General features: G+C 66.4%; 15 protein-coding genes and 1 tRNA gene. 11 read left to right on the top strand and 5 right to left on the bottom strand.

Features of this window, described 5'->3' with window-relative positions; genetic code table 11:
* Positions 1-14 precede the first annotated feature (14 nt).
* From hutH to ada, 4 genes are all read right to left on the bottom strand, one after another.
* Positions 15-1559, bottom strand: coding sequence for a histidine ammonia-lyase (gene hutH, locus H162_RS0102615; protein WP_020651889.1), 1545 nt, complete (start codon positions 1557-1559; stop codon positions 15-17).
* On the bottom strand, positions 1559-3277 hold the full coding sequence (hutU, locus tag H162_RS0102610) for a urocanate hydratase (protein WP_020651888.1): 1719 nt from the start codon (positions 3275-3277) through the stop codon (positions 1559-1561). Before hutU ends, hutH begins: the two co-directional genes overlap by 1 nt.
* A 162-nt stretch (positions 3278-3439) precedes the next feature.
* On the bottom strand, positions 3440-5116 hold the full coding sequence (locus H162_RS0102605; RefSeq protein ID WP_020651887.1) for an amidohydrolase: 1677 nt from the start codon (positions 5114-5116) through the stop codon (positions 3440-3442).
* Positions 5117-5220: 104 nt separating this feature from the next.
* On the bottom strand, positions 5221-6342 hold the full coding sequence (gene ada / locus H162_RS0102600; RefSeq protein ID WP_040786303.1) for a bifunctional DNA-binding transcriptional regulator/O6-methylguanine-DNA methyltransferase Ada: 1122 nt from the start codon (positions 6340-6342) through the stop codon (positions 5221-5223).
* 156 nt (positions 6343-6498) lie between these two features.
* Here ada and hutC point away from each other — a divergent pair, with 156 nt between their 5' ends.
* The 10 genes from hutC to H162_RS29945 all read left to right on the top strand — a co-directional run bounded on the left by hutC (position 6499) and on the right by H162_RS29945 (position 15109).
* Positions 6499-7215, top strand: coding sequence for a histidine utilization transcriptional repressor HutC (gene hutC, locus H162_RS0102595; protein ID WP_020651885.1), 717 nt, complete (start codon positions 6499-6501; stop codon positions 7213-7215).
* A 110-nt stretch (positions 7216-7325) separates the two neighbouring features.
* Positions 7326-7724, top strand: coding sequence for a response regulator (locus tag H162_RS0102590; RefSeq protein ID WP_026354139.1), 399 nt, complete (start codon positions 7326-7328; stop codon positions 7722-7724).
* 220 nt (positions 7725-7944) lie between these two features.
* Entirely contained in the window at positions 7945-8271 is a 327-nt protein-coding gene (gene trxA, locus H162_RS0102585) for a thioredoxin TrxA (protein ID WP_020651883.1), read from the top strand.
* A gap of 133 nt (positions 8272-8404) precedes the next feature.
* Positions 8405-9667, top strand: a complete 1263-nt coding sequence (gene rho, locus H162_RS0102580) for a transcription termination factor Rho (RefSeq protein ID WP_026354138.1) — start codon at positions 8405-8407, stop codon at positions 9665-9667.
* Positions 9668-9850: 183 nt separating this feature from the next.
* The gene (locus H162_RS0102575; RefSeq protein ID WP_020651881.1) at positions 9851-10120 is read left to right on the top strand and encodes a type B 50S ribosomal protein L31; all 270 of its coding nucleotides are present in this window, start codon (positions 9851-9853) and stop codon (positions 10118-10120) included.
* A 114-nt stretch (positions 10121-10234) separates the two neighbouring features.
* Complete coding sequence (locus H162_RS0102570) at positions 10235-11956, top strand: ArnT family glycosyltransferase (protein WP_020651880.1); 1722 nt, start codon at positions 10235-10237, stop codon at positions 11954-11956.
* A gap of 237 nt (positions 11957-12193) precedes the next feature.
* A complete protein-coding gene (locus H162_RS0102565) occupies positions 12194-12661 on the top strand; it encodes a hypothetical protein (RefSeq protein WP_020651879.1) in 468 nt (155 codons plus the stop codon).
* A gap of 68 nt (positions 12662-12729) precedes the next feature.
* Positions 12730-12814 (top strand) — tRNA-Leu (locus tag H162_RS0102560).
* 371 nt (positions 12815-13185) lie between these two features.
* The gene (locus H162_RS0102555) at positions 13186-14298 is read left to right on the top strand and encodes a type IV toxin-antitoxin system AbiEi family antitoxin (protein WP_020651878.1); all 1113 of its coding nucleotides are present in this window, start codon (positions 13186-13188) and stop codon (positions 14296-14298) included.
* Positions 14273-15109, top strand: coding sequence for a nucleotidyl transferase AbiEii/AbiGii toxin family protein (locus H162_RS29945; protein ID WP_156885445.1), 837 nt, complete (start codon positions 14273-14275; stop codon positions 15107-15109). The genes H162_RS0102555 and H162_RS29945 overlap by 26 nt, the downstream gene beginning before the upstream one ends.
* Positions 15110-15342: 233 nt before the next feature.
* On the opposite strand, the gene H162_RS0102545 is transcribed toward H162_RS29945, so the two are convergent.
* A complete protein-coding gene (locus H162_RS0102545; protein ID WP_020651876.1) occupies positions 15343-16110 on the bottom strand; it encodes a substrate-binding periplasmic protein in 768 nt (255 codons plus the stop codon).
* Positions 16111-16330: 220 nt separating this feature from the next.
* Between H162_RS0102545 and H162_RS0102540 the strand changes: the two genes are divergently transcribed.
* Complete coding sequence (locus H162_RS0102540) at positions 16331-19651, top strand: MHYT domain-containing protein (RefSeq protein WP_026354137.1); 3321 nt, start codon at positions 16331-16333, stop codon at positions 19649-19651.
* Positions 19652-19653: the final 2 nt, after the last annotated feature.

Below are 19653 nucleotides of genomic sequence, written 5' to 3'. Positions count from 1 at the left end.
TGCGTGAATTGAACTTAAGGGTGCAGCGCGGTGAACAGCTCGCGGCACGTCGCCGACAGCTCGCCCTCGATCACCATCCTGCGCGCCGCCTCGATGTCCGGCGCGAAGAAACGGTCGGCATCGTAGGGCGCCACGTGCCGGCGCAGCTGCGCATGCACGTGCTCCAGGTGTTCCGAGCTGGTCAGCGGACGGTGGAATTCGATGCCCTGGGCCGCCGCCAGCAGCTCGATCCCCACGATGACAGCCGTATTGTGCGCCATCTGGTCGAGACGGCGCGCCGCGAACGTCGCCATGCTGACGTGGTCTTCCTGGTTGGCCGAGGTCGGCAGGCTGTCGACGCTGGCCGGATGGGCCAGCGACTTGTTTTCCGAGGCCAGCGCGGCCGCCGTCACGTGGGCGATCATGAAGCCCGAGTTCAGGCCCGGCTCGCGCACCAGGAAGGCCGGCAGGCCGGACAGGTTGGCGTCGATCAGCAGCGCGATGCGGCGCTCGGCCAGCGCGCCGATCTCGGCGATCGCCAGCGCCAGGGTGTCGGCGGCGAAGGCGACCGGCTCGGCATGGAAATTCCCACCAGAAATAATCTCGCCGCCCTCGAACAGCAGCGGGTTGTCGGTGACGGCATTCGACTCGATCAGCAGGGTGCGGCCGGCGTTGGCGATCAGGTCCATGGCGGCGCCCATCACCTGCGGCTGGCAGCGCAGGCTGTATGGATCCTGCACGCGCTCGTCGCCCACCAGGTGCGAGGCGCGGATCGCGCTGCCCGCCACCAGTTCGCGGTAGATCTTCGCCGCCGCGATCTGGCCCGGCTGGCCGCGCACCGCATGGATGCGCGCATCGAAAGGAGCGTCGCTGCCGCGCGCGGCGTCCAGCGACAGGGAACCGGCCACCATCGCCGCTTCCAGCAGGCGCTCGGCCATGAACAGGCCGTGCAGCGCCAGCGCGGTCGAGACCTGGGTGCCGTTGATCAGGGCCAGGCCCTCCTTCGCGGCCAGGGTGACGGGCTCGATGCCGGCCAGCGCCAGCGCCTGCGCAGCCTCCATCAGCTGGCCTTCGACCCGCACCTGCCCCACGCCCAGCATCGCCAGGGTCATGTGGGCCAGCGGCGCCAGGTCGCCGGAAGCGCCGACCGAGCCCTGCGACGGGATGGCCGGCATGATGCCCGCGTTGTACAGGGCGATCAGGGTCTCGACGATCACCGGGCGCACGCCCGAGTAGCCGCGCGCCAGGCTGCCGATCTTGGTCAGCAGGATCAGGCGCACCACGCTGTCCGACAGCAGCGTGCCGGTGCCGACCGCGTGCGACAGGATCAGGTTGCGCTGCAGGGTCGCCAGCTGGTCGTGCGGGATGTGGGCCTTGGCCAGGATGCCGAAGCCGGTATTGATGCCGTAGGCCGGGTCGCCCTTGGCGACGATGGCGTTCACGGTGGCGGCCGAGGCCTCGATCGTGGCCCAGGCGTCCTGCGCCAGGGCCAGCGGCACGGGGTCCGCCCAGACCGCGCGCAGGGCGCACAGGCTCAGCTCGCCGGGATGCAGGGTGATGCCGTGGAAAGGTTCGTTCATTATTTGCCTTGCTTGATCATCGGGAGGTTCAGGCCATTGCGCCGGGCGCAGGCGATGGCGGTCTCGTAGCCGGCGTCGGCGTGGCGCATCACGCCGGAAGCGCTGTCGTTCACCAGCACGCGCGCCAGGCGCTTCGCCGCCGCCTCGGTGCCGTCGGCCACGATCACGACGCCGGAATGCTGGGAGTAGCCCATGCCGACCCCGCCGCCGTGGTGCAGCGAGACCCAGGTGGCGCCGCCGGCGGTGTTCAGCAGCGCGTTGAGCAGCGGCCAGTCGGACACCGCGTCGGTACCGTCGCGCATGCTTTCCGTTTCGCGGTTCGGGCTGGCCACCGAGCCGGTGTCGAGGTGGTCGCGGCCGATCACGACCGGCGCCTTCAGTTCACCCGTGCGCACCATCTCGTTGAAGGCCAGGCCGGCCAGGTGGCGCTCGCCCAGTCCCAGCCAGCAGATGCGCGCCGGCAGGCCCTGGAAGGCGATGCGCTCGCGCGCCATGTCGAGCCAGCGGTGCACCCGCGCGTCGTGCGGGAACAGTTCCTTGATCTTGGCGTCGGTCTTGTAGATGTCCTCGGGGTCGCCCGACAGCGCCACCCAGCGGAACGGGCCGCGGCCTTCGCAGAACTGGGGACGGATGTAGGCCGGCACGAAGCCGGGGAAGTCGAAGGCGTCGTCGACGCCCTCGTCCTTGGCCACCTGGCGGATGTTGTTGCCGTAGTCGACGGCGTAGCAGCCCATGGCCTTGAAGTCGAGGATGGCGCGCACGTGGGTGGCGCAGGAGGCGGCTGCTTCCGCCTTGAGGCGGGCATGCTGCGCCGGGTCCTGCTGGGCCGCTTTCCATTGTTCGACCGTCCATCCCAGCGGCAGGTAGCCGTTGATCAGGTCGTGCGCCGAGGTCTGGTCGGTGACCAGGTCCGGCCTGATGCCGCCGGCGCGTGCGCGGCGCACCAGTTCCGGCAGCACCTCGGCCGCGTTGCCGAGCAGGCCGATGGAGACGGCCTCGCGGCGCTCGACGTGCTGCTGGATCATGGCGAGCGCCTCGTCGATGTCCTTCGCCTGCTTGTCCAGGTAGCGGGTGCGCAGGCGGAAGTCGATGCTGCTCTGCTGGCATTCGACGGTGAGCGACACGGCGCCGGCGAAGGTCGCGGCCAGCGGCTGGGCGCCGCCCATGCCGCCTAGGCCGGCGGTCAGGATCCAGCGGCCTGCCATGTCGCCGCCGAAGTGCTGGCGGCCGGCTTCGGCGAAGGTTTCGTAGGTGCCCTGCACGATGCCCTGGGTGCCGATGTAGATCCAGCTGCCGGCCGTCATCTGGCCGTACATGAACAGGCCCTTGCGGTCCAGCTCGTTGAAGTGCTCCCAGTCGGCCCATTTCGGCACCAGGTTGGAGTTGGCCAGCAGGACCCGCGGCGCATCCGGATGGGTCTGGAACACGCCGACCGGCTTGCCGGACTGGATCAGCAGGGTCTGGTCGTCGTCCAGCTCGCGCAGCGAGGCCAGGATCTGGTCGTAGCATTCCCAGTTGCGGGCGGCGCGCCCGATGCCGCCATAGACCACCAGGTGTTGCGGGTTTTCCGCGACCTCGGCGTCGAGGTTGTTCTGGATCATGCGGTAGGCCGCTTCGGTCAGCCAGCTCTTGCAGGTGAGCGTGGCGCCGCGCGGGGCGCGGATGACCCGGGTCGGGTCGAAGCGCGGATCATCGAGACGGGGCGATTCAGTGGTCATGGCGGCTCCTTCGGTGGGAAAGGACGGCGCGTGCAATGGGCGCACGCGCCTCGTTGCGAAGAGTCTAGGTTGTCTATACAACCAAGTCAATGCATTTTGTCATCCCTTCCCTTGGGGTGGACGCTTGCCCGTCCACCCTACCAGACCGGCATGCGGTCGGGTTTACTTCTTCTGGAATACCTGGCGGCCCGCCACCCAGGTCTCGAGCACCCCGGTCTTGTGGATGTCGTAGGTCGGCATGCGGAACAGGTCGCGGTCGATCACGATGAAGTCCGCCTGCTTGCCCGTTTCCAGCGAGCCGAGCGTGTTTTCCTGGTGGCCGGCATAGGCCGCATCGAGCGTAAAGCAGCGGAACGCCTCCTTCAGCGACATCGCCTGGTCCGGGTGCCAGCCCGCCACCGGCTGGCCGCCCGCATCCTGGCGCGTGACGGCGGCGTGGATGCCGTAGAAGGGGTTCGGCGACTCGACCGGGAAGTCGGAACCGCAGGCGATGCGCGAGCCCTGGTGCAGGAAGCTGCGCCAGGCGTAGGCGCCCTTGATGCGCTCCGGGCCGACGCGGCTCTCGGCCATGTTCTTGTCCGAGGTGGCGTGGGTCGGCTGCATCGAGGGGATGATGCCGAGCGACTTGAAGCGCGGGATGTCGCCCGGCGCCACCACCTGGGCGTGCTCGATGCGGTGGCGCTGCGCGGCGCTGTTCGTCGCGCCCAGTTCCTTTTTATAGATGTCGAGGATCTGGCGGTTGCCGGCGTCGCCGATCGCATGCACGTTGACCTGGTATCCCTTGCGCATGGCCTTGGCCATCATGGCGTCCATCCGGGCGGTCTTGTAGAACAGCAGGCCGTGCGAATGCGGCTCGTCGCTGTAGGGCTGGATCAGGGCCGCGCCGCGGCTGCCGAGCGCGCCGTCCGAATACAGCTTCACGGCGCGCAGCGCATACATGTCCTTGCCGTAGGTCTTGAGCGGGCCGTTCTTCGCCAGTTCGTCGAAGTCTTTGTCCGTGCCGCCGATCATGCCGTACACGCGCGCGGTCAGCTTGCCGCCATCGGCATAGGCGCGGTACAGGCGGTCCTCGGCCACGCCGACGCCGGCGTCGTGCACGCTGGTCAGGCCCATGCGCGCGATTTCCTGCAGCGAGCGGTCCAGCATCGTGCGGCCTTCGGCCTCGGTCTGCGGCGGCAGCACCCTGGTCACCAGTTCCTGGGCCGCGTCGACCAGCACGCCGGTCGCCTCGCCGTTCGCATCGCGCACGATCTTGCCGCCGGCCGGGTCGGGGGTCGACTTCGTGATGCCGGCCAGCGCCAGGGTGCGGCTGTTGGCCCAGCCGGCGTGGCCGTCGACCCGCTCCAGCCATACCGGGCGGTCCTGGATGACGGCGTCGAGTTCGGCGGCGGTCGGGAAGCGGCCCAGTTTCCAGTTCTCCTGGTTCCAGCCGCGGCCGCGGATCCAGGCGTGGGCCGGGTTGGCCTGCGCGTAGCCGGCGATCGACTTGATGGCGCCGGCCAGCGAGGTGCTGGGGGACAGGTCGAGCTGGGTCAGTTGCTGGCCCAGGCCGAACACGTGGCCGTGGGCGTCGATCAGGCCGGGCAGCACGGTGCGGCCGCCCATGTCGATGCGGCGTGCATGCGGCGCTTTCGCTGCGACCTCGGCGGAGGCGCCGACGGCGATGATCCTGCCCTGGTCGTCGAAGGCCAGCGCAGTGAATTGCAGCAGCTCGCCCCTGGCGTCCAGGGTGTAGCCGTTGGCGTTGTCGACCAGGGTGTCGGCGTGGACCGCCGACAGGCTGCCCAGGGCGGCGAGGACGAACAGGGAACACTGCAAGGGGATCTGGCGCGCGCGCATGCTTGGTTTTTCTCCGTTGTATAAAGGCTCCGCGCCTTGTGGGCGCGGTACGAAGAAGTGTATAGAAGTTTGCTCGACGGGCAAAGCGCGCAGCGCCAGTCGGTTCACGCCTGGTCCCGCGCCCCCGCAACCTGGTTGCCGCCCTCGCGCTCGAGCAGGGTGCGCTTGCGCTCGATGCCCCAGCGGTAGCCGGACAGCGAACCGTCGGTGCGCACCACGCGGTGGCAGGGGATCGCCACCGCCACCGGGTTGGCCGCGCAGGCGCCGGCCACCGCGCGCGCGCCGTCGCGCACGCCGACCCGCTCGGCCAGCTGCGCATAGCTGACCGTCTGGCCGGCCGGGATGTCGCGCAGCGCCTGCCAGACGCGCTGCTGGAAGGCGGTGCCGCGCACGTCCAGCGGCAGGTCCAGGCCCAGGCGCGGCGCCTCGATGAAACCGATCACCTGGGCCACGGTGCGCTCGAAGTCCGGCTCGGCGCCCTCCAGGGTGGCGCGCGGGAAGCGCTCCTGCAGGTCGCGCACCAGCGGCTCGGGCTCGTCGCCGATCAGGATCGCGCAGATTCCCTGCCCGGTGGCCGCGACCAGGATCGCGCCCAGCGAGCACTGCGCCACCGCGAAGCGGATCGTCTCGCCCTGCCCGCCGCTGCGGTAGCGGCCTGGGGTCATGCCGAGCAGGCCGCCGGACGAGGCATAGAAACGTCCGCTCGAGCCGAAGCCGGCATCGTAGAGCGCATCGGTCACGCTGGCCGCACCCGGCAGCTGCTCGCGCACGCGCGCCGCGCGCTGGGCCGCCGCATAGGCCTTGGGCGTGATGCCGGTATGCGCCTTGAAGACACGGTGGAAATGGAAGCGGCTCATGCCCGCCGCCTGCGCCAGGCGGTCCAGGTCGGGCTCCTCGGCGGCCGCCTCGATCAGGCGGCAGGCCTGGGCCACCGCCTGCGCCTGCCGTTCGGCCAGCGGCGGCAGGGTCGGCCGGCAGCGCAGGCAGGGCCGGAAGCCGGCCGCCTCGGCGTCGAGGCAGCTGGCGTGGAAGCTCACGTTGGCGCGCAGCGCGCCGCGCGACGGGCAGGAAGGCCGGCAATACACGCCGGTGCTGCGCACCGCATAGTAGAACCGGCCGTCGGCGCCGGGGTCGCGGCGCTGGACGGCGGCCCAGCGGGCATCGTCGGTGTCGTAGGCGGATGCCGGAACGGCGGCAGGGGCGGCGGCAGGGCTGGCGGAAATCATGGCGATGCTCCGGAAAATCAACAGTGCCGTCATCGTAGCGCCCAGCCGACACGGCCGCACTCCGGGTCTTGCTTTCGAATCCCGGTGCTAGAATCAAGGCATGGACAAGGCTGGCCACGTTCGGCCCGCCGCGATATCGGCTCCCTGGAGAGTAGTTTGGAAGAACAGACCGCGCAAGACAGTACGCCCATTTTCCAGCAGATCAAGAATTACCTGGTCGGCGGGATCGCATCGGGCCGCTGGAAGGAAGGGGATCTCGTGCCCTCCGAACAGGCGCTGGTGCGCCACTTCGGCGTGTCGCGCATGACCGTCAACCGCGCCGTGCGCGAGCTCACCGCCGAGCAGGTGCTGGTGCGCCGCCAGGGCTCGGGCACCTATGTCGCGCCGCAGAAATACCAGGCCACCCTAGTCGAGATCCGCAACATCGCCGACGAGATCCGCGCGCGCGGCAAGCTGCACCGCAGCGACCCGCGCCTGCTGCGCCAGGAACTGGCCGACCAGGCGCTGGCCACCGAATTCGGACTCGAACCGGGCGCGCAGCTGTTCCATTCGCTGATCGTGCACTTCGAGAACGAGGTCCCGATCCAGCTCGAGGACCGCTGGGTCAACCCGGCCTGCGCCCCGGCCTACCTGGAGCAGGACTTCTCCAGCATCACCCCGAACGAACACCTGATGGCGGTGGCGCCGCTGCAGGGCGCCACCTATGCCATCGAGGCCCAGCTGGCGCCGGCCAGCGTGGCCGAGCTGCTCGCCATCCCCCCCGGGTCCTGCTGCCTGGTGCTGCACCGACGCACCACCTCGGCCGGACGGGCCGCCTCGGTGGTCACGATGTGGCATCCGGGCCACCTGGCGCGCTTCACCGGCAGCGTTTGAAGCCGGATTGGCATCGTTTGGGGCCATCCGGCGCGAAAATTGGTGTGGATGCACCCGTTTGTTCCGAAAGTTCGCCATAATGGCCGTCTTTCGCCCATTCGCCGCCCTCGATGACGCCCGCCCCCACCGCCTTGCCCTCCTCGTCCCAGCGCGTGCTCGTGCTCGACGACGACCGCTTCGTGCTCGAGGTGCTGGAAGAGATGCTGGCCGGGATCGGCGACTACCATGTGGCCACCGAGCTCGACGCGCGCAGCGCGCTGGCGCGGCTGGACGAGCATGCGCCGGACATCCTGATCTGCGACCTGATGCTGCCCGAGATGGATGGCATCGAGTTCCTGCAGGCCGCCGCCGGCCAGGGATTTTCCGGCCGGGTGATCCTGCTGTCGGCCCTCGACGACAGCCTGCGCGAGGCCGCCGGCGAGCTGGCGCGCGCCCTCGGATTGCGGGTCTCGGGAGGCTTTCGCAAGCCGATCGGCACCGAGCAATTGCGGCGCGCGCTGGAATGTTGAGATTTTGTACAAACCGATGAACACTTTTTAAAAAAATGGGGTATTATTCGCCTCATTCCCCGCCTGACATCCTCTAGCCGTTCTTCCTTATTGATTTTTGCGCACAGTGCCTCCACCATTGTGAAGCAGCAATATTTAGCAGTGCACGGCAGCCGGTTGAGACTTCCAAGGACTATGGTCTCCAGGCGTTAATTGATCCCTACCTCTCATTGAGGAAAACATGAGCGAAAACATCAAACACATCAGCGATGCAACCTTCGAAGCCGACGTGCTCAAGTCCGAGCGCCCGGTCCTGGTCGACTTCTGGGCCGAGTGGTGCGGCCCCTGCAAGATGATCGCCCCGATCCTGGAAGAAGTCGCCAAGGAATACGAAGGCAAGCTGACGATCGCCAAGCTGGACGTCGACGCGAACCAGGCCATACCGGCCAAGTTCGGCATCCGCGGCATCCCGACGCTGATCCTGTTCAAGAATGGTGTGGCCGCAGCCCAGAAGGTCGGCGCACTGGCAAAAGGCCAACTGACCTCCTTCATCGACAGCAACATCTGATACGATTTAGCGACGGCAGCGCGCCCGCGCTGCCGTCATCCCTGGACGGGACGGCCACCGGCCCTTCCGAGCTAATTAACCCACGCAGTTCCCTCCCCTACCTTTACTTTCCCGTCACGGGACACCCACACACATGCATTTATCTGAACTGAAGGCGATGCACGTTTCCGCACTGCTGGAAATGGCGATCGGCCTCGATATCGACAACGCAGCCCGCCTGCGCAAGCAAGAATTGATGTTCGCGATCCTGAAGAAGCGCGCGAAGTCTGGCGAACAGATTTTCGGCGACGGCGCGCTCGAGGTGCTGCCGGACGGCTTCGGGTTCCTGCGCTCGCCCGACGCGAGCTACATGGCCTCGACCGACGACATCTATATCTCGCCGTCGCAGATCCGCCGCTTCAACTTGCATACGGGTGACTCGATCGAAGGGGAAGTGCGTACCCCGAAGGATGGCGAGCGCTACTTCGCACTGGTGAAGGTCGACAAGGTCAACGGCGAGTCGCCGGAAGCCTCGAAGCACCGCATCCTGTTCGAGAACCTGACCCCGCTGCATCCGCAGGTGCCGCTGCGCCTGGAGCGCGACATGAACGGCGCCGAGAACATCACCGGCCGCATCGTCGACCTGATCTCGCCGATCGGCAAGGGCCAGCGCGGCCTGCTGGTCGCCTCGCCGAAGTCGGGCAAGTCGGTCATGCTGCAGCACATCGCGCACGCGATCACCGCGAACCACCCGGACGTGACCCTGATCGTGCTGCTGATCGACGAACGTCCCGAGGAAGTGACCGAGATGCAGCGTTCGGTGCGCGGCGAAGTGGTCGCCTCGACCTTCGACGAACCGGCCACCCGCCACGTGCAGGTCGCCGAGATGGTGCTGGAAAAAGCCAAGCGCCTGGTCGAAATGAAGAAGGACGTCGTGATCCTGCTGGACTCGATCACCCGCCTGGCGCGCGCCTACAACACCGTGATCCCGGCATCGGGCAAGGTCCTGACCGGCGGTGTCGACGCCAACGCGCTGCAGCGTCCGAAGCGTTTCTTCGGCGCCGCCCGCAACGTCGAGGAAGGCGGCTCGCTGACCATCGTCGCGACCGCGCTGATCGAGACCGGCTCGCGCATGGACGACGTGATCTACGAGGAATTCAAGGGCACCGGCAACATGGAAGTGCACCTGGAGCGCCGCCTGGCCGAGAAGCGCGTCTACCCGGCGATCAACCTGAACAAGTCGGGCACCCGCCGCGAGGAACTGCTGATCAAGCCGGACCAGCTGCAGAAGATCTGGATCCTGCGCAAGCTGCTGTACTCGATGGACGAGATCGAAGCGATGGAGTTCATCCTCGACAAGATGCGCGCGACCAAGAACAATGTCGAATTCTTCGACATGATGCGCCGCGGCGGCTAAGGCCACGCAGCGCTCGCGCCAGGGCGGCCTTCGGGCCGCCTTTTTTCGTTTACATTGCCTGGAACACCGAATCGCCTTATAATCGCCGGTTCAGTCAACCCCTGGCAAGTGATCGGCAATCGGGTCAAGAAGCAAGGCGACCGACGAAGTGCTGTTTGGCTACCAACTCAATCAGAGGCAATTATGAAGACCGATATCCATCCAGATTACCGTGAAGTCGTGTTCCACGACCTGTCCTGCGATTTCAAATTCGTGACCCGTTCGACCATCGCTACCCGCGAAAAGATCACCCACGAAGGCAAAGAATACCCGCTGATCAAGATCGAGGTGTCCGCTGAATCGCACCCGTTCTACACCGGCAAGCACAAGATCGTCGACACCGCTGGCCGCGTCGAGAAGTTCCGCCAGAAGTTCGGTTCGGTCGGCTCGAAGACCTCGGTCGCCAACGGCTAATCAGCCCACAGCATCGATCGGAAACCTTTGGGTTTCCACAAAAGAAGCCGCTTCGCCGGCTTCTTTTTTTTCGCGGCTATACTACGCGATTATTTTCACGCATCAGACTTATCGATGAAACCAGTCCGCCTTCCCGCCGCCGCCACCCTGGCGCTGCCCCGCTGGGCCCTGCTCGCGCTGGGCATGCTGTACATCCTGCCCGGGCTGATCGGCCGCGACTTGTGGAAGGAAGACGCCGGCAGCTTCGGCATCATGTGGACCATGGCGCACGGCGGGCTGCACGACTGGCTGTACCCGAACATCGCCGGCCTGGCCAACGCCGAGGAAGGCCCGCTCGCCTTCTGGCTGGGCGCGCTGTGCATCAAGCTGTTCGGCTGGATCCTGGGCGACGTGCTGGCCGCGCGCGTCTCCACCATCGGCATCTTCGTGATGGGCGCGGTGTCGCTGTGGTACACCGCCTTCCACCTGGGCCGCCGCGCCGAGGCCCAGCCGCTGCGCCTGGCCTTCGGCGGCCAGCCCGAGCCGGACGACTACGGCCGCACCCTGGGCGACACCGCGGTGCTGATCTACCTCGGCTGCCTCGGCCTGCTGCTGCAAAGCCACCTGACCCTGGCGCCGACCCTGCAGGGCGCCCTGCTGTCCTACTTCCTGTACCGGGCGGTGCGCTACGTCGAGCACACCAGCACCCGCAACGCCGTGCTGATCGGCGTCGCGCTGGGCGCCCTGACCCTGACGCGCGGCTTCCTGGCCCCGGTGGCCCTGATCGCGGCGCTGTTCGCCTGCACCCGCTACCTGGACCTGACCACCGGCGCCACCCTGCGCCAGATCGGCATCGCGATCGCCGTCGCCTTCGGCCTGAGCCTGGCCTGGTTCCTCCCGGCGATGATTGTCGAGCCCTACGGCATGTCGCCGGCGGCGGACTGGATGGAATGGAACGCGGCCCAGTTCGGCCTGCCGAGCTGGACCTCGGTGAAAGCCTTCTTCCGCATCGGCATCTGGTTCTTCTGGCCGGCCTGGCCGTTCGCGATCTGGGCGGTCTGGGCCTGGCGCCGCCAGAACAGCCTGCTGCACATCGTGCTGCCGGTGTTCTTCTTCCTGGCGCTGACCCTGATGCTGCTGTGCGACCCGGAGCCCGAGAACGGCGACTTCCTCAAGATGCTGGCGCCGCTGGCGCTGATGGCCGCGTTCGGCCTGCCGACCATGAAGCGCGGCTCGATCAATGCGATCGACTGGTTCTCGGTGATGGTGCTGACCATGCTCGGCGCCCTGGTCTGGCTGTTCTGGATCGCCAAGCTGACCGGCTGGCCGGCGCAGCTGGCCAAGAACGCGCTCAAGCTGGTGCCGGGCTTCAAGCCCGAGGTCGGCATCGTAGCCTTCATGGTGGCGGCCGCGGCCAGCATCGGCTGGGTCATGCTGGTGCACTGGCGCCTGTCGCGCCAGCCCTCGGTGCTGTGGCGCGCCGTGGTGCTGTCGTCCGGCGGCCTGATCCTGCTGTGGGTGCTCCTGATGACCTTGTTCTTGCCTGACCTCAACTACAGCAAGAGCTATGCCGGCGTGGCCCAGCAGATCGCCGCGCGCCTGCCGGCCGATACCGGCTGCATCGACACCAATGTCGGCCCGGCCCAGCGCGCCTCGCTGGCGTTCTACGGCCGCCTGCCTTTCGTCAGCCTGGCCGGCGGCAGCTGCGACTACGTGCTGCTGCAGGACAGCGTGAAGACGCGCGACGACGCCGAGATGATGCGCAAGTACGGCGTGCGCAACCCGGTGCCGCTATGGGAAGGACGGCGCGCCTCCGACCGCGACGAGCGCTTCCGCCTGTTCCGCCGTCCCCGCTGACGGCGCTGCGAACAGCGCATCGGCAAGCCAGGCAGGCCGCACGAATTTCCGTGCGGCCTGTTTTATTTGGACACGAACCCTTTCCATTCACCAGTGCGCGGCATGTCGGCGCGATGTGAGAATCTATCCCCTACAACCGGCACTTTTGAGCGGACTCAACTTTGCACCGGCCGCGCTCGTCACAATAATGAATTACGACAAGTGGCCCAGCCCTTCACGCGCGGTGAGGAGACCATCATGAAGAGCGTTACCTTTTCTGAAATTGTGCGCATCCGCGAACGACCCGGCTTCCTCAGGCGCCTCAGCACCTGGCGCCAGTCGCTTCCCTGGGCGCTGACGCTCCTGGCCGGCCTGCCCGTGCTCGTGCTGGTCCTGCACCTGATCGATCCGGGCACGCCCCTGCCCTACATCGTGCTGCCGGCGCTGGCCGGCGGGCTGATGCCGGTCTGGATGCTCGGCCCGGGCCGCTTCGAGATGCGCACCCGCTTCGACGCCCACTACATGATCGGCACCCTCGACGAAGCGATGGCCGCGCTGGGCTACCGCAAGAGCGTGAGCGACAACGCCAGCATCCGCTACCACCGGCCGCGTCCATGGCTGCGCGCCCAGGAAGGCGCGATCACGGTCGCGGTGCGGCCCCATGCGCTGGAAGTGATCGGCCCGGTCGGCAGCCTGCGCCTGCTGCAGCACCGGATCGCACGCTAGCGTGTCATTTTTGCAGGCCTACTGGTCAGTTGCGCAAGGCATGTGCTAAGATGCGCGCCTGCTATTGGGCCTCTGTGGCGGAATTGGTAGACGCACTTGACTCAAAATCAAGCGCCGAAAGGCGTGCCGGTTCGATTCCGGCCGGAGGCACCACCCACCAGCAGCGCAACACCCGTAATCTCCCCGCTTCTCCTTTAAGCCCCTCGGCCCTCTCTGGGAAATTCGGGCAATCCACAACACCAGGGAGTAGCACCTCTTCCCGCCACTATTGACAGCATCGCCGCATTCAGCTTCGCGTCCGTCAGGCGTATTCCGCATAGTTGCCCGCGAGTTGAGGCTCACCAATGCCGCAAACCCACTTTGCCACGATGGCCCGACCACCACAGGAGGCAACATCGGGCTACTCGGTACCAAAACACCCTAGTAAGGCCTGTCCACGTACCGTGGACACTTGCATCTATGTGGACGTAACCACATAATGAAAGTCCACGTTACGTGGACATAATTCAATATTTGGACAATCCATGCTAAAAATTGAAGATCACCTTCTTCACGAAATTGTTGACAGCCTGCGTCGATCGACCGGACTGATCGTGGAGCTGCGCGGCCCTGGAGGCGAGGACGAGCCCTTTGACGACGTCCTGCAGATTGCTACCAGTACCGAACAGCCGCTGCTATTGCCAATCGACGTGAAGGCAACCGTCGACCGCCGAGATCAAATTCTGGGTTTTAAGCAGCGGCACGCACCCGACGTGGTGCTCGGGACCGGACAACTATCTGCTGAACTCGCGCAGTACTGTCGAGAGAACAATGTCATGTTCGCAGACGCCGCCGGCAATTGCTTCCTGAAGGATGAAAAGCTCCTCGTGTTTATCCTTGGGCAAAAAGGAGAAGCGCAAAATATCTCGTTCAAGGACCCGACCGTGACGCCGGCTACCCTGCGGGTAATGCTTGCCATACTGACGCGTCCTCAGCTTCTCAACGAGCCCGTGCGGGAAATCGGTGAGGCGGCAGGAATTTCACACGGCGCGGCGGGGAAAGCGCTGGAAACCTTGCGCGAGCTCGGCTTCCATGCCGCTACCCGCTCCAGACGCCGTGTGTTGTCGAGACCAGAGCGCTGGCTGGACGTTTGGACGGAAGGTTATCTGGCACGCATCCGCCCGAAACTTCATAAGCGCCGTATGCGGCCGCCCTCGATGGAGTACGCCCTGCGCCACGTGTCGCCCGCGCTGTACGAGGTCGAGCTCGGCGGTACCGCCGGCGCACACTTGCAGCTCTTCAGCAAGCAGCCCCACCAGGCCGCGCCTGGTGCCGAAACGCCTATCGCGATCGGTAGCGAGGCTGCAGCGTCGAAACTTGGATATTCGATTGCGCCTGGTGAGCTGACACTTTACGTGAACATGCGAGACCCCCGCGTGATGCCAGAGCTGGTGCAGGCTCTCAAGCTGCGCGCAGATCCTGACGGGCCAATCGAAATCGTCGATATGTTCTGGAACAGCCTGGCACTGCAATCCTTTCCCTGCGCTCCAGACCCGCTGATTTACGCCGACCTGATTTCGAGTTCGAATAGCCGGAACCTGGAAATTGCACAACAATTAAGAAAGGTGATCTGTGAACGAGTACAAAGTCAGTCCTGAACGCCCGCTGCCGGAGGAGATGGTCGCGATCATGCGTCACGTCTTCAACGTCGCTAACAAGCTCGACCTGGACTTCTTCTTGATCGGCGCCGCTGCACGAGATACGCTGCTCTGGCACGTACACGGCATCGAGCGCACGAGAGCCACGAAGGATGTGGACTTCGCGGTTGGCGTCGCGGATTGGGACGGATTTACCCAACTCAAGCAGGCGTTGCTCGCCATCGGTGATTTCGAGCTTGGCAATCAGGAACATCGGCTGATCTATAAGAAAAACGTGATCTACCCGCTCGACTTGGTCCCCTTCGACGGTGTGGAACAGAACGGCGAAATTGCATGGCCTCCCAGCGGCGATTTCGTAATGAACGTCGCCGGATACAAGGATGCATTTGAATCGGCCCCGTTGGTCGAGATTGAGACTGGATTTTCGGTCCGCGTCGCATCTGTTCCAGCAATCGCGATCCTGAAGCTACTGGCGTGGAATGACAAACCCTCAAACGACAAGCACGCGACTGACGTGTTGTACTTGATGCGGAACTATCATCAGGCTGGCCAAATAGACCGCCTGTATTCTGACGGATTGGACCTGATGGAGGCCGCGGAATACGACGTTGAACTCGCAGGCGCTGGACTTCTGGGGCGCGATGCCCGCAGAGAGGTATCAGCCGCGACGTGCGGACAGGTTTGCACAATTTTCACCAGAGAACCGATGAAGAAGGACCGCTTCATTGGGCAAATGGTTCAGGGGTCGGCGCTTTCGATGCAGAACATCGAAACACTGCTCGAGAATTTTTTGAAAAATCTTACAATCTAGTCCAAGCAAAAATTACGCTTGCTTTGCTGCGTCTATGGGGCCCACTCACGGAACATAAGGCTGAGAACGAATATTCATCCCGACTTTGCAGCGAATAGCATTTGCTTGTCCTTTGCTCAGTCCGCTTGCACCGAACGCAAGACAAAACCCGTGCCTTTCATCGAGAGCACGGGTTCTTGTTGTTCCGGCAGATAACATGAAGCGCCAGCCGGCAATTGCTTGGCGCGTCCGACCTAACTCCTGTCGTAGCTGCGCTCGATGCGCCTTCCCGTGCCGTCGCGCGCGATCTCCGCGAACGCGGCGTTCAGGCGCGCGACCACGCTGTCCGGCACGGCCCGGTTGCAGGCCAGGTAGAGCTCGATGCGCTTGAACACATGGACCGGGATGATCCGCGACTCCCAGCCATGGCGCGCGAGCACGTCGCTGCCGCCGCGCAGGCTGGCCGCCCACAGGTCGATACGGTCCAGCAGCAGCTTGCGTGGATTGATCAGGTCGTTCGGCGCGGCGTCGACCTGGAAGCCCCGCGCGCGCAGGTACTGGTCGCGCGCATCGCCGTTGTAGGTGCCGATGCGCAGGCCGCGCGCCTGCTCCAGGCTGTCGAGCCGCAGCTTGCGGTCGGCGCGCGCCATCAGGACCCACTGGGCGGTGTCGGTCGGGCCGGCCCACTTGAACAGGTGCTCGCGCTCGGGGGTGCGGGTGGTGGAATACACGCAGGCGTCGGGCCGCTGCAGCGCCGCGGTGTAGGCGCGCTTCCAGGGAAGCAGTGCGATGTCATGGGTGACGCCGGCGCGGGCCATCGCTTCGCGCACCTTGTCGGTGGCGATGCCGGTCACCCGGCCGTTGTCGAGCATGCTCGACGGCGCCGACGCCTCGGTCGTGAGGTACAGGCGCGGAGCCGTACCGGGCGTGGCGACACCCGACGCCGTATCCGGCGCGGCGACACCCGGCGCCGCATGCGCCATGCCCAGCGCGATGACGACGGTAACGAGTCGTTTGAACATGCACACCCCTTCCAATGCCACACCCTGTCGCGGCAAGCTTGCTTGGCTTCATGGCTAGCTTAGCTTCAGGGCAATTTTTCTGCAACGCGTGCTTTGATGGTGGCGCATTCACGACAATTATGCATGTCAAATGTAAAGCTTCTGGGACTCAACAACATTTTCCAGAACGAAAGTGAGATACTGCCAAGCCATCCCAAGGCAAATCGCCCGTCAATTCAACATGTTGCAACTATTTTCAGTACCGACCGATCCGTCCCTGTTGACCTACGGCGTCTATGAACCGCGCCTGGTTGCCCTGTCGCTGCTGATTGCCATCTTTTCCTCATGGATGGGGCTGCAGATCGCCGGCCAGGCCAGCGCCAGCCGCGCCCACCGGATGATCGTGCTGGGAACCGGCAGCCTCGCGCTCGGCGCCGGCGTGTGGGCGATGCACTTCATCGGCATGCTCGCGTTCAACCTGTGCACCCTGGTCGTCTACGATCCGCTGACCACGATCCTGTCCAGCCTGCCCAGCATCGCGGCATCCGCCGTTGCGCTGTCGCTCATTTCGCGCAAGGAACTCGGCAGGAACGGCCTGCTGGTGGGCGGCGTACTGGTCGGCGCGGGCATCGGCGCGATGCACTATGCCGGCATGGCCGGCATGCGCATGAGCCTGACCCTGCACTACGATCCCGCCATGTTCGCCCTGTCCATCGTCGTCGCGGTCGTGCTCGCCACGCTGGCGCTCGGGGTGCGCTTCGGCCTGTCGCGCTTCCAGTCGCTCAGCGAATCGCGCCGCCTCCTGATCGCCGCGGTCGTGATGGGCTGCGCGATCGCCGGCATGCACTACACCGGCATGGCGGCGGCGCGCTTCGCCGGCCAGGCCGCCCCCGACGGCCAGGGCGGCTCGAATTCCGATTTCCTGGCGCTGGCGATCACCGTCATCACCGTCGCCTTCACCCTGTTCGTGGTGGCCGCCAACGGCCTGCTGCGCTACCGCCAGATGTACCTCGACCTGTCGCGCAGCGAAGCCTGGATGCGCGCGCTCCTGACCACCACCGTCGACGGCGTCGTCACGGTCGACCGCGAAGGCACCATCACCGAATTCAACGCCTCGGCCGAACGCATCTTCGGCTGGCGCCGCGACGAGATCGTGGGACGCAGCATCAGCGTCCTGATCGCCGATCGCGATCACTCGGCGCAGGACGGCCTGCTGGCCGTGCTGCGCGACGGCCAGCTCGATCCGGACGCGCGCAGCAGCGAAGTGATCGGCCTGCGCAAGGACGGCAGCCAGGTGCCGGTGCGGCGCGCGCTCGGCCATGCGAAGCTCGGCGACCAGGACCTGTTCGTGTGCTTCATCACCGACATCAGCGAACGCCGCGCGATGGTGCAGGCGCTGCGCGCCAGCGAACAGCAGTTCCGCTCCCTGATCGGCAACATCCCAGGCATCTCCTACCGCAGCCTGATCGACGGCGAATGGCCGATGGTGTTCATGAGCGACGCCGTCGAGCGCGTCACCGGTTTCCCGGCCGCCGATTTCCTCGGCAATCCGCCGCGCCGCAGCTTCGGCGCGCTGATCCACGCAGCCGACCGCCGGCGCGTGTCGGACGAAGTCGAGCGCGCGCTGCACGAAGACCGCCCCTACCTGGTCGAGTACCGCCTGCTGCACGCCGACGGCGGCACCCGCTGGCTGTGGGAAAACGGCACCGGCGTGCGCAACGAGGGCGGCGAGGTCGAATGGCTGGACGGCGTGATCCTCGACATCACCGAGCGCCGCCAGATGGAGGAAGCGCTGCGCGAGGCCAAGGAAAAGGCCGAGCAGGCGGCCGCCGCGCGCGCCACCTTCGTGGCCAACATGAGCCACGAGATCCGCACTCCGATGAACTCGATCCTGGGCTTCACCGACGTGCTGCTGGACGGCGAGCTGGACAAGGAACAGCGCCGCCACATCGACACCATCCGCAGCGCCGGCAAGGCGCTGCTGCGCCTGCTCAATGAAATCCTCGATACCGCCAAGCTGGAAAAAGGCGCGGTCGAGCTGGAGCAGAACGACTACAACCTGCTCTCGCTGATCGACGAGCTGTCCTCGACCCTGGCCGCGAACGCGCGCGCCAAGGGCCTGCACCTGGACATCAACTACGACCCGGCGCTGCCGACCGGCCTGCGCGGCGACGAGCTGCGCATGCGCCAGGTGCTGACCAACCTGATCGACAACGCGATCAAGTTCACCGCCAGGGGCACCGTGGGCCTGAAGGTGTCGGCCGAAGGCGACCAGCTGTGCATCGCGGTCAGCGACACCGGCATCGGCATCGCGCCGGAACGCCTGTCGGCGATCTTCGAACCCTTCACCCAGGCCGACGCCTCGATGACGCGCCGCTTCGGCGGCACCGGCCTGGGCACCACGATCTGCAAGCAGCTGGTCGAGCTGATGGGCGGCCGGATCTGGGCCGAGAGCGTGCTTGGCGCGGGCACCACCTTCCACGTGCGGGTGCCGCTGGTGCTGGCCCGCCTGGTCCAGCAGGCGCCGCGCGTGCGCAGCGCCGCCGTGCTGCCGCCGCTGCGCGTGCTGGTGGCCGACGACGTGCCGCAGAACCTGGAACTGATGCAGCTCCTGATGGCGCGCCGCGGCCACACGATGACCGCCGTGACCGACGGCGCCGCCGTGGTCGAGCTGGCGACCAGCCAGGAGTTCGACCTGATCCTGATGGACTTCCAGATGCCGACCCTCGACGGCCTGAGCGCCACGCGCCGGATCCGCGCCCACGAGCTGGCCGACGGCCGTTCGCGCGTGCCGGTGATCGCGATGACCGCCAGCGTGCTGGCCGAGCACCGCAAGGCCAGCGCCGACGCCGGCATGGACGGTTTCGCCAGCAAGCCGGTCGACTGGTTCGCGCTGTCGCACGAGATCGCGCGCGTGCTCGGCATCGCCCAGCAGGGCGACAGCACGGCGGGGCCGGGCATCGCGGGCCTGGCGCGCGAAGTGCTGAACCGGCGCGCCGGCCTGCACCGCTGGAGCGGCAAGGAAGACGCCTACCTGGAGGCGCTGGAACACTTCGGCCGCCAGTACGGCGCGCTGGGCGAGACCCTGCAGGTGCACGCCGCCGGCGGCTCGCACCTGGAACTGCGCATGCTGGCCCACAAGGTGCGCGGCGTGGCCGCCAACGTCGGGCTGGAACAGCTGTCGGACGCCCTGGCGACCCTGGAACAGGCGACCAATGCGGTGCCGACCGACGAACAGAGGGCCAGCGCCGCGCTGGAGGCCTCGACCCGGGCGCTGGCCGAGGCGCTGGCCGCGATCGGCGCCGGCATCCCGCAGGCCGCCGCGCCGGGCGCGCCCGCCGTCACGGTCGACCTGGCGCGCGCGCGCCGCGCCGGCGGCGTGCTGCTGGAAGCGCTGCGCCGCGGCGCCCTGAACGACCCCGCGCTGGCCAGCCTGGCGGCGGCCCTGGCCGGCCACGCCAGCGCGCCGCGCGTGGCCCAGGTCCAGGTGGCGATCGCCGACTTCGACTTCGACCTCGCCCTCGGGCACCTCGAGGCGGTCATGGCCGCGCTCGAAGAATAAGC

Source organism: Massilia niastensis DSM 21313, from assembly GCF_000382345.1.
GTDB lineage: Bacteria > Pseudomonadota > Gammaproteobacteria > Burkholderiales > Burkholderiaceae_D > Telluria > Telluria niastensis.
The sequence above is the reverse complement of the archived record's forward strand: the minus strand, read 5'-3'. Positions and strand labels throughout refer to the sequence as shown.

What these genes read in the sequence shown, in the direction of transcription:
- rho (WP_026354138.1), top strand. Translation starts at nt 8,405, where the DNA reads ATGCATTTATCTGAACTGAAGGCGATGCACGTTTCCGCACTGCTGGAA.
- trxA (WP_020651883.1), top strand. Translation starts at nt 7,945, where the DNA reads ATGAGCGAAAACATCAAACACATCAGCGATGCAACCTTCGAAGCCGAC.
- H162_RS0102570 (WP_020651880.1), top strand. Translation starts at nt 10,235, where the DNA reads ATGAAACCAGTCCGCCTTCCCGCCGCCGCCACCCTGGCGCTGCCCCGC.
- ada (WP_040786303.1), bottom strand. Translation starts at nt 6,342, where the DNA reads ATGATTTCCGCCAGCCCTGCCGCCGCCCCTGCCGCCGTTCCGGCATCC.
- H162_RS0102575 (WP_020651881.1), top strand. Translation starts at nt 9,851, where the DNA reads ATGAAGACCGATATCCATCCAGATTACCGTGAAGTCGTGTTCCACGAC.
- H162_RS0102540 (WP_026354137.1), top strand. Translation starts at nt 16,331, where the DNA reads ATGTTGCAACTATTTTCAGTACCGACCGATCCGTCCCTGTTGACCTAC.
- hutH (WP_020651889.1), bottom strand. Translation starts at nt 1,559, where the DNA reads ATGAACGAACCTTTCCACGGCATCACCCTGCATCCCGGCGAGCTGAGC.
- hutU (WP_020651888.1), bottom strand. Translation starts at nt 3,277, where the DNA reads ATGACCACTGAATCGCCCCGTCTCGATGATCCGCGCTTCGACCCGACC.
- H162_RS0102590 (WP_026354139.1), top strand. Translation starts at nt 7,326, where the DNA reads ATGACGCCCGCCCCCACCGCCTTGCCCTCCTCGTCCCAGCGCGTGCTC.
- H162_RS0102555 (WP_020651878.1), top strand. Translation starts at nt 13,186, where the DNA reads ATGCTAAAAATTGAAGATCACCTTCTTCACGAAATTGTTGACAGCCTG.
- H162_RS0102545 (WP_020651876.1), bottom strand. Translation starts at nt 16,110, where the DNA reads ATGTTCAAACGACTCGTTACCGTCGTCATCGCGCTGGGCATGGCGCAT.
- H162_RS0102605 (WP_020651887.1), bottom strand. Translation starts at nt 5,116, where the DNA reads ATGCGCGCGCGCCAGATCCCCTTGCAGTGTTCCCTGTTCGTCCTCGCC.
- H162_RS0102565 (WP_020651879.1), top strand. Translation starts at nt 12,194, where the DNA reads ATGAAGAGCGTTACCTTTTCTGAAATTGTGCGCATCCGCGAACGACCC.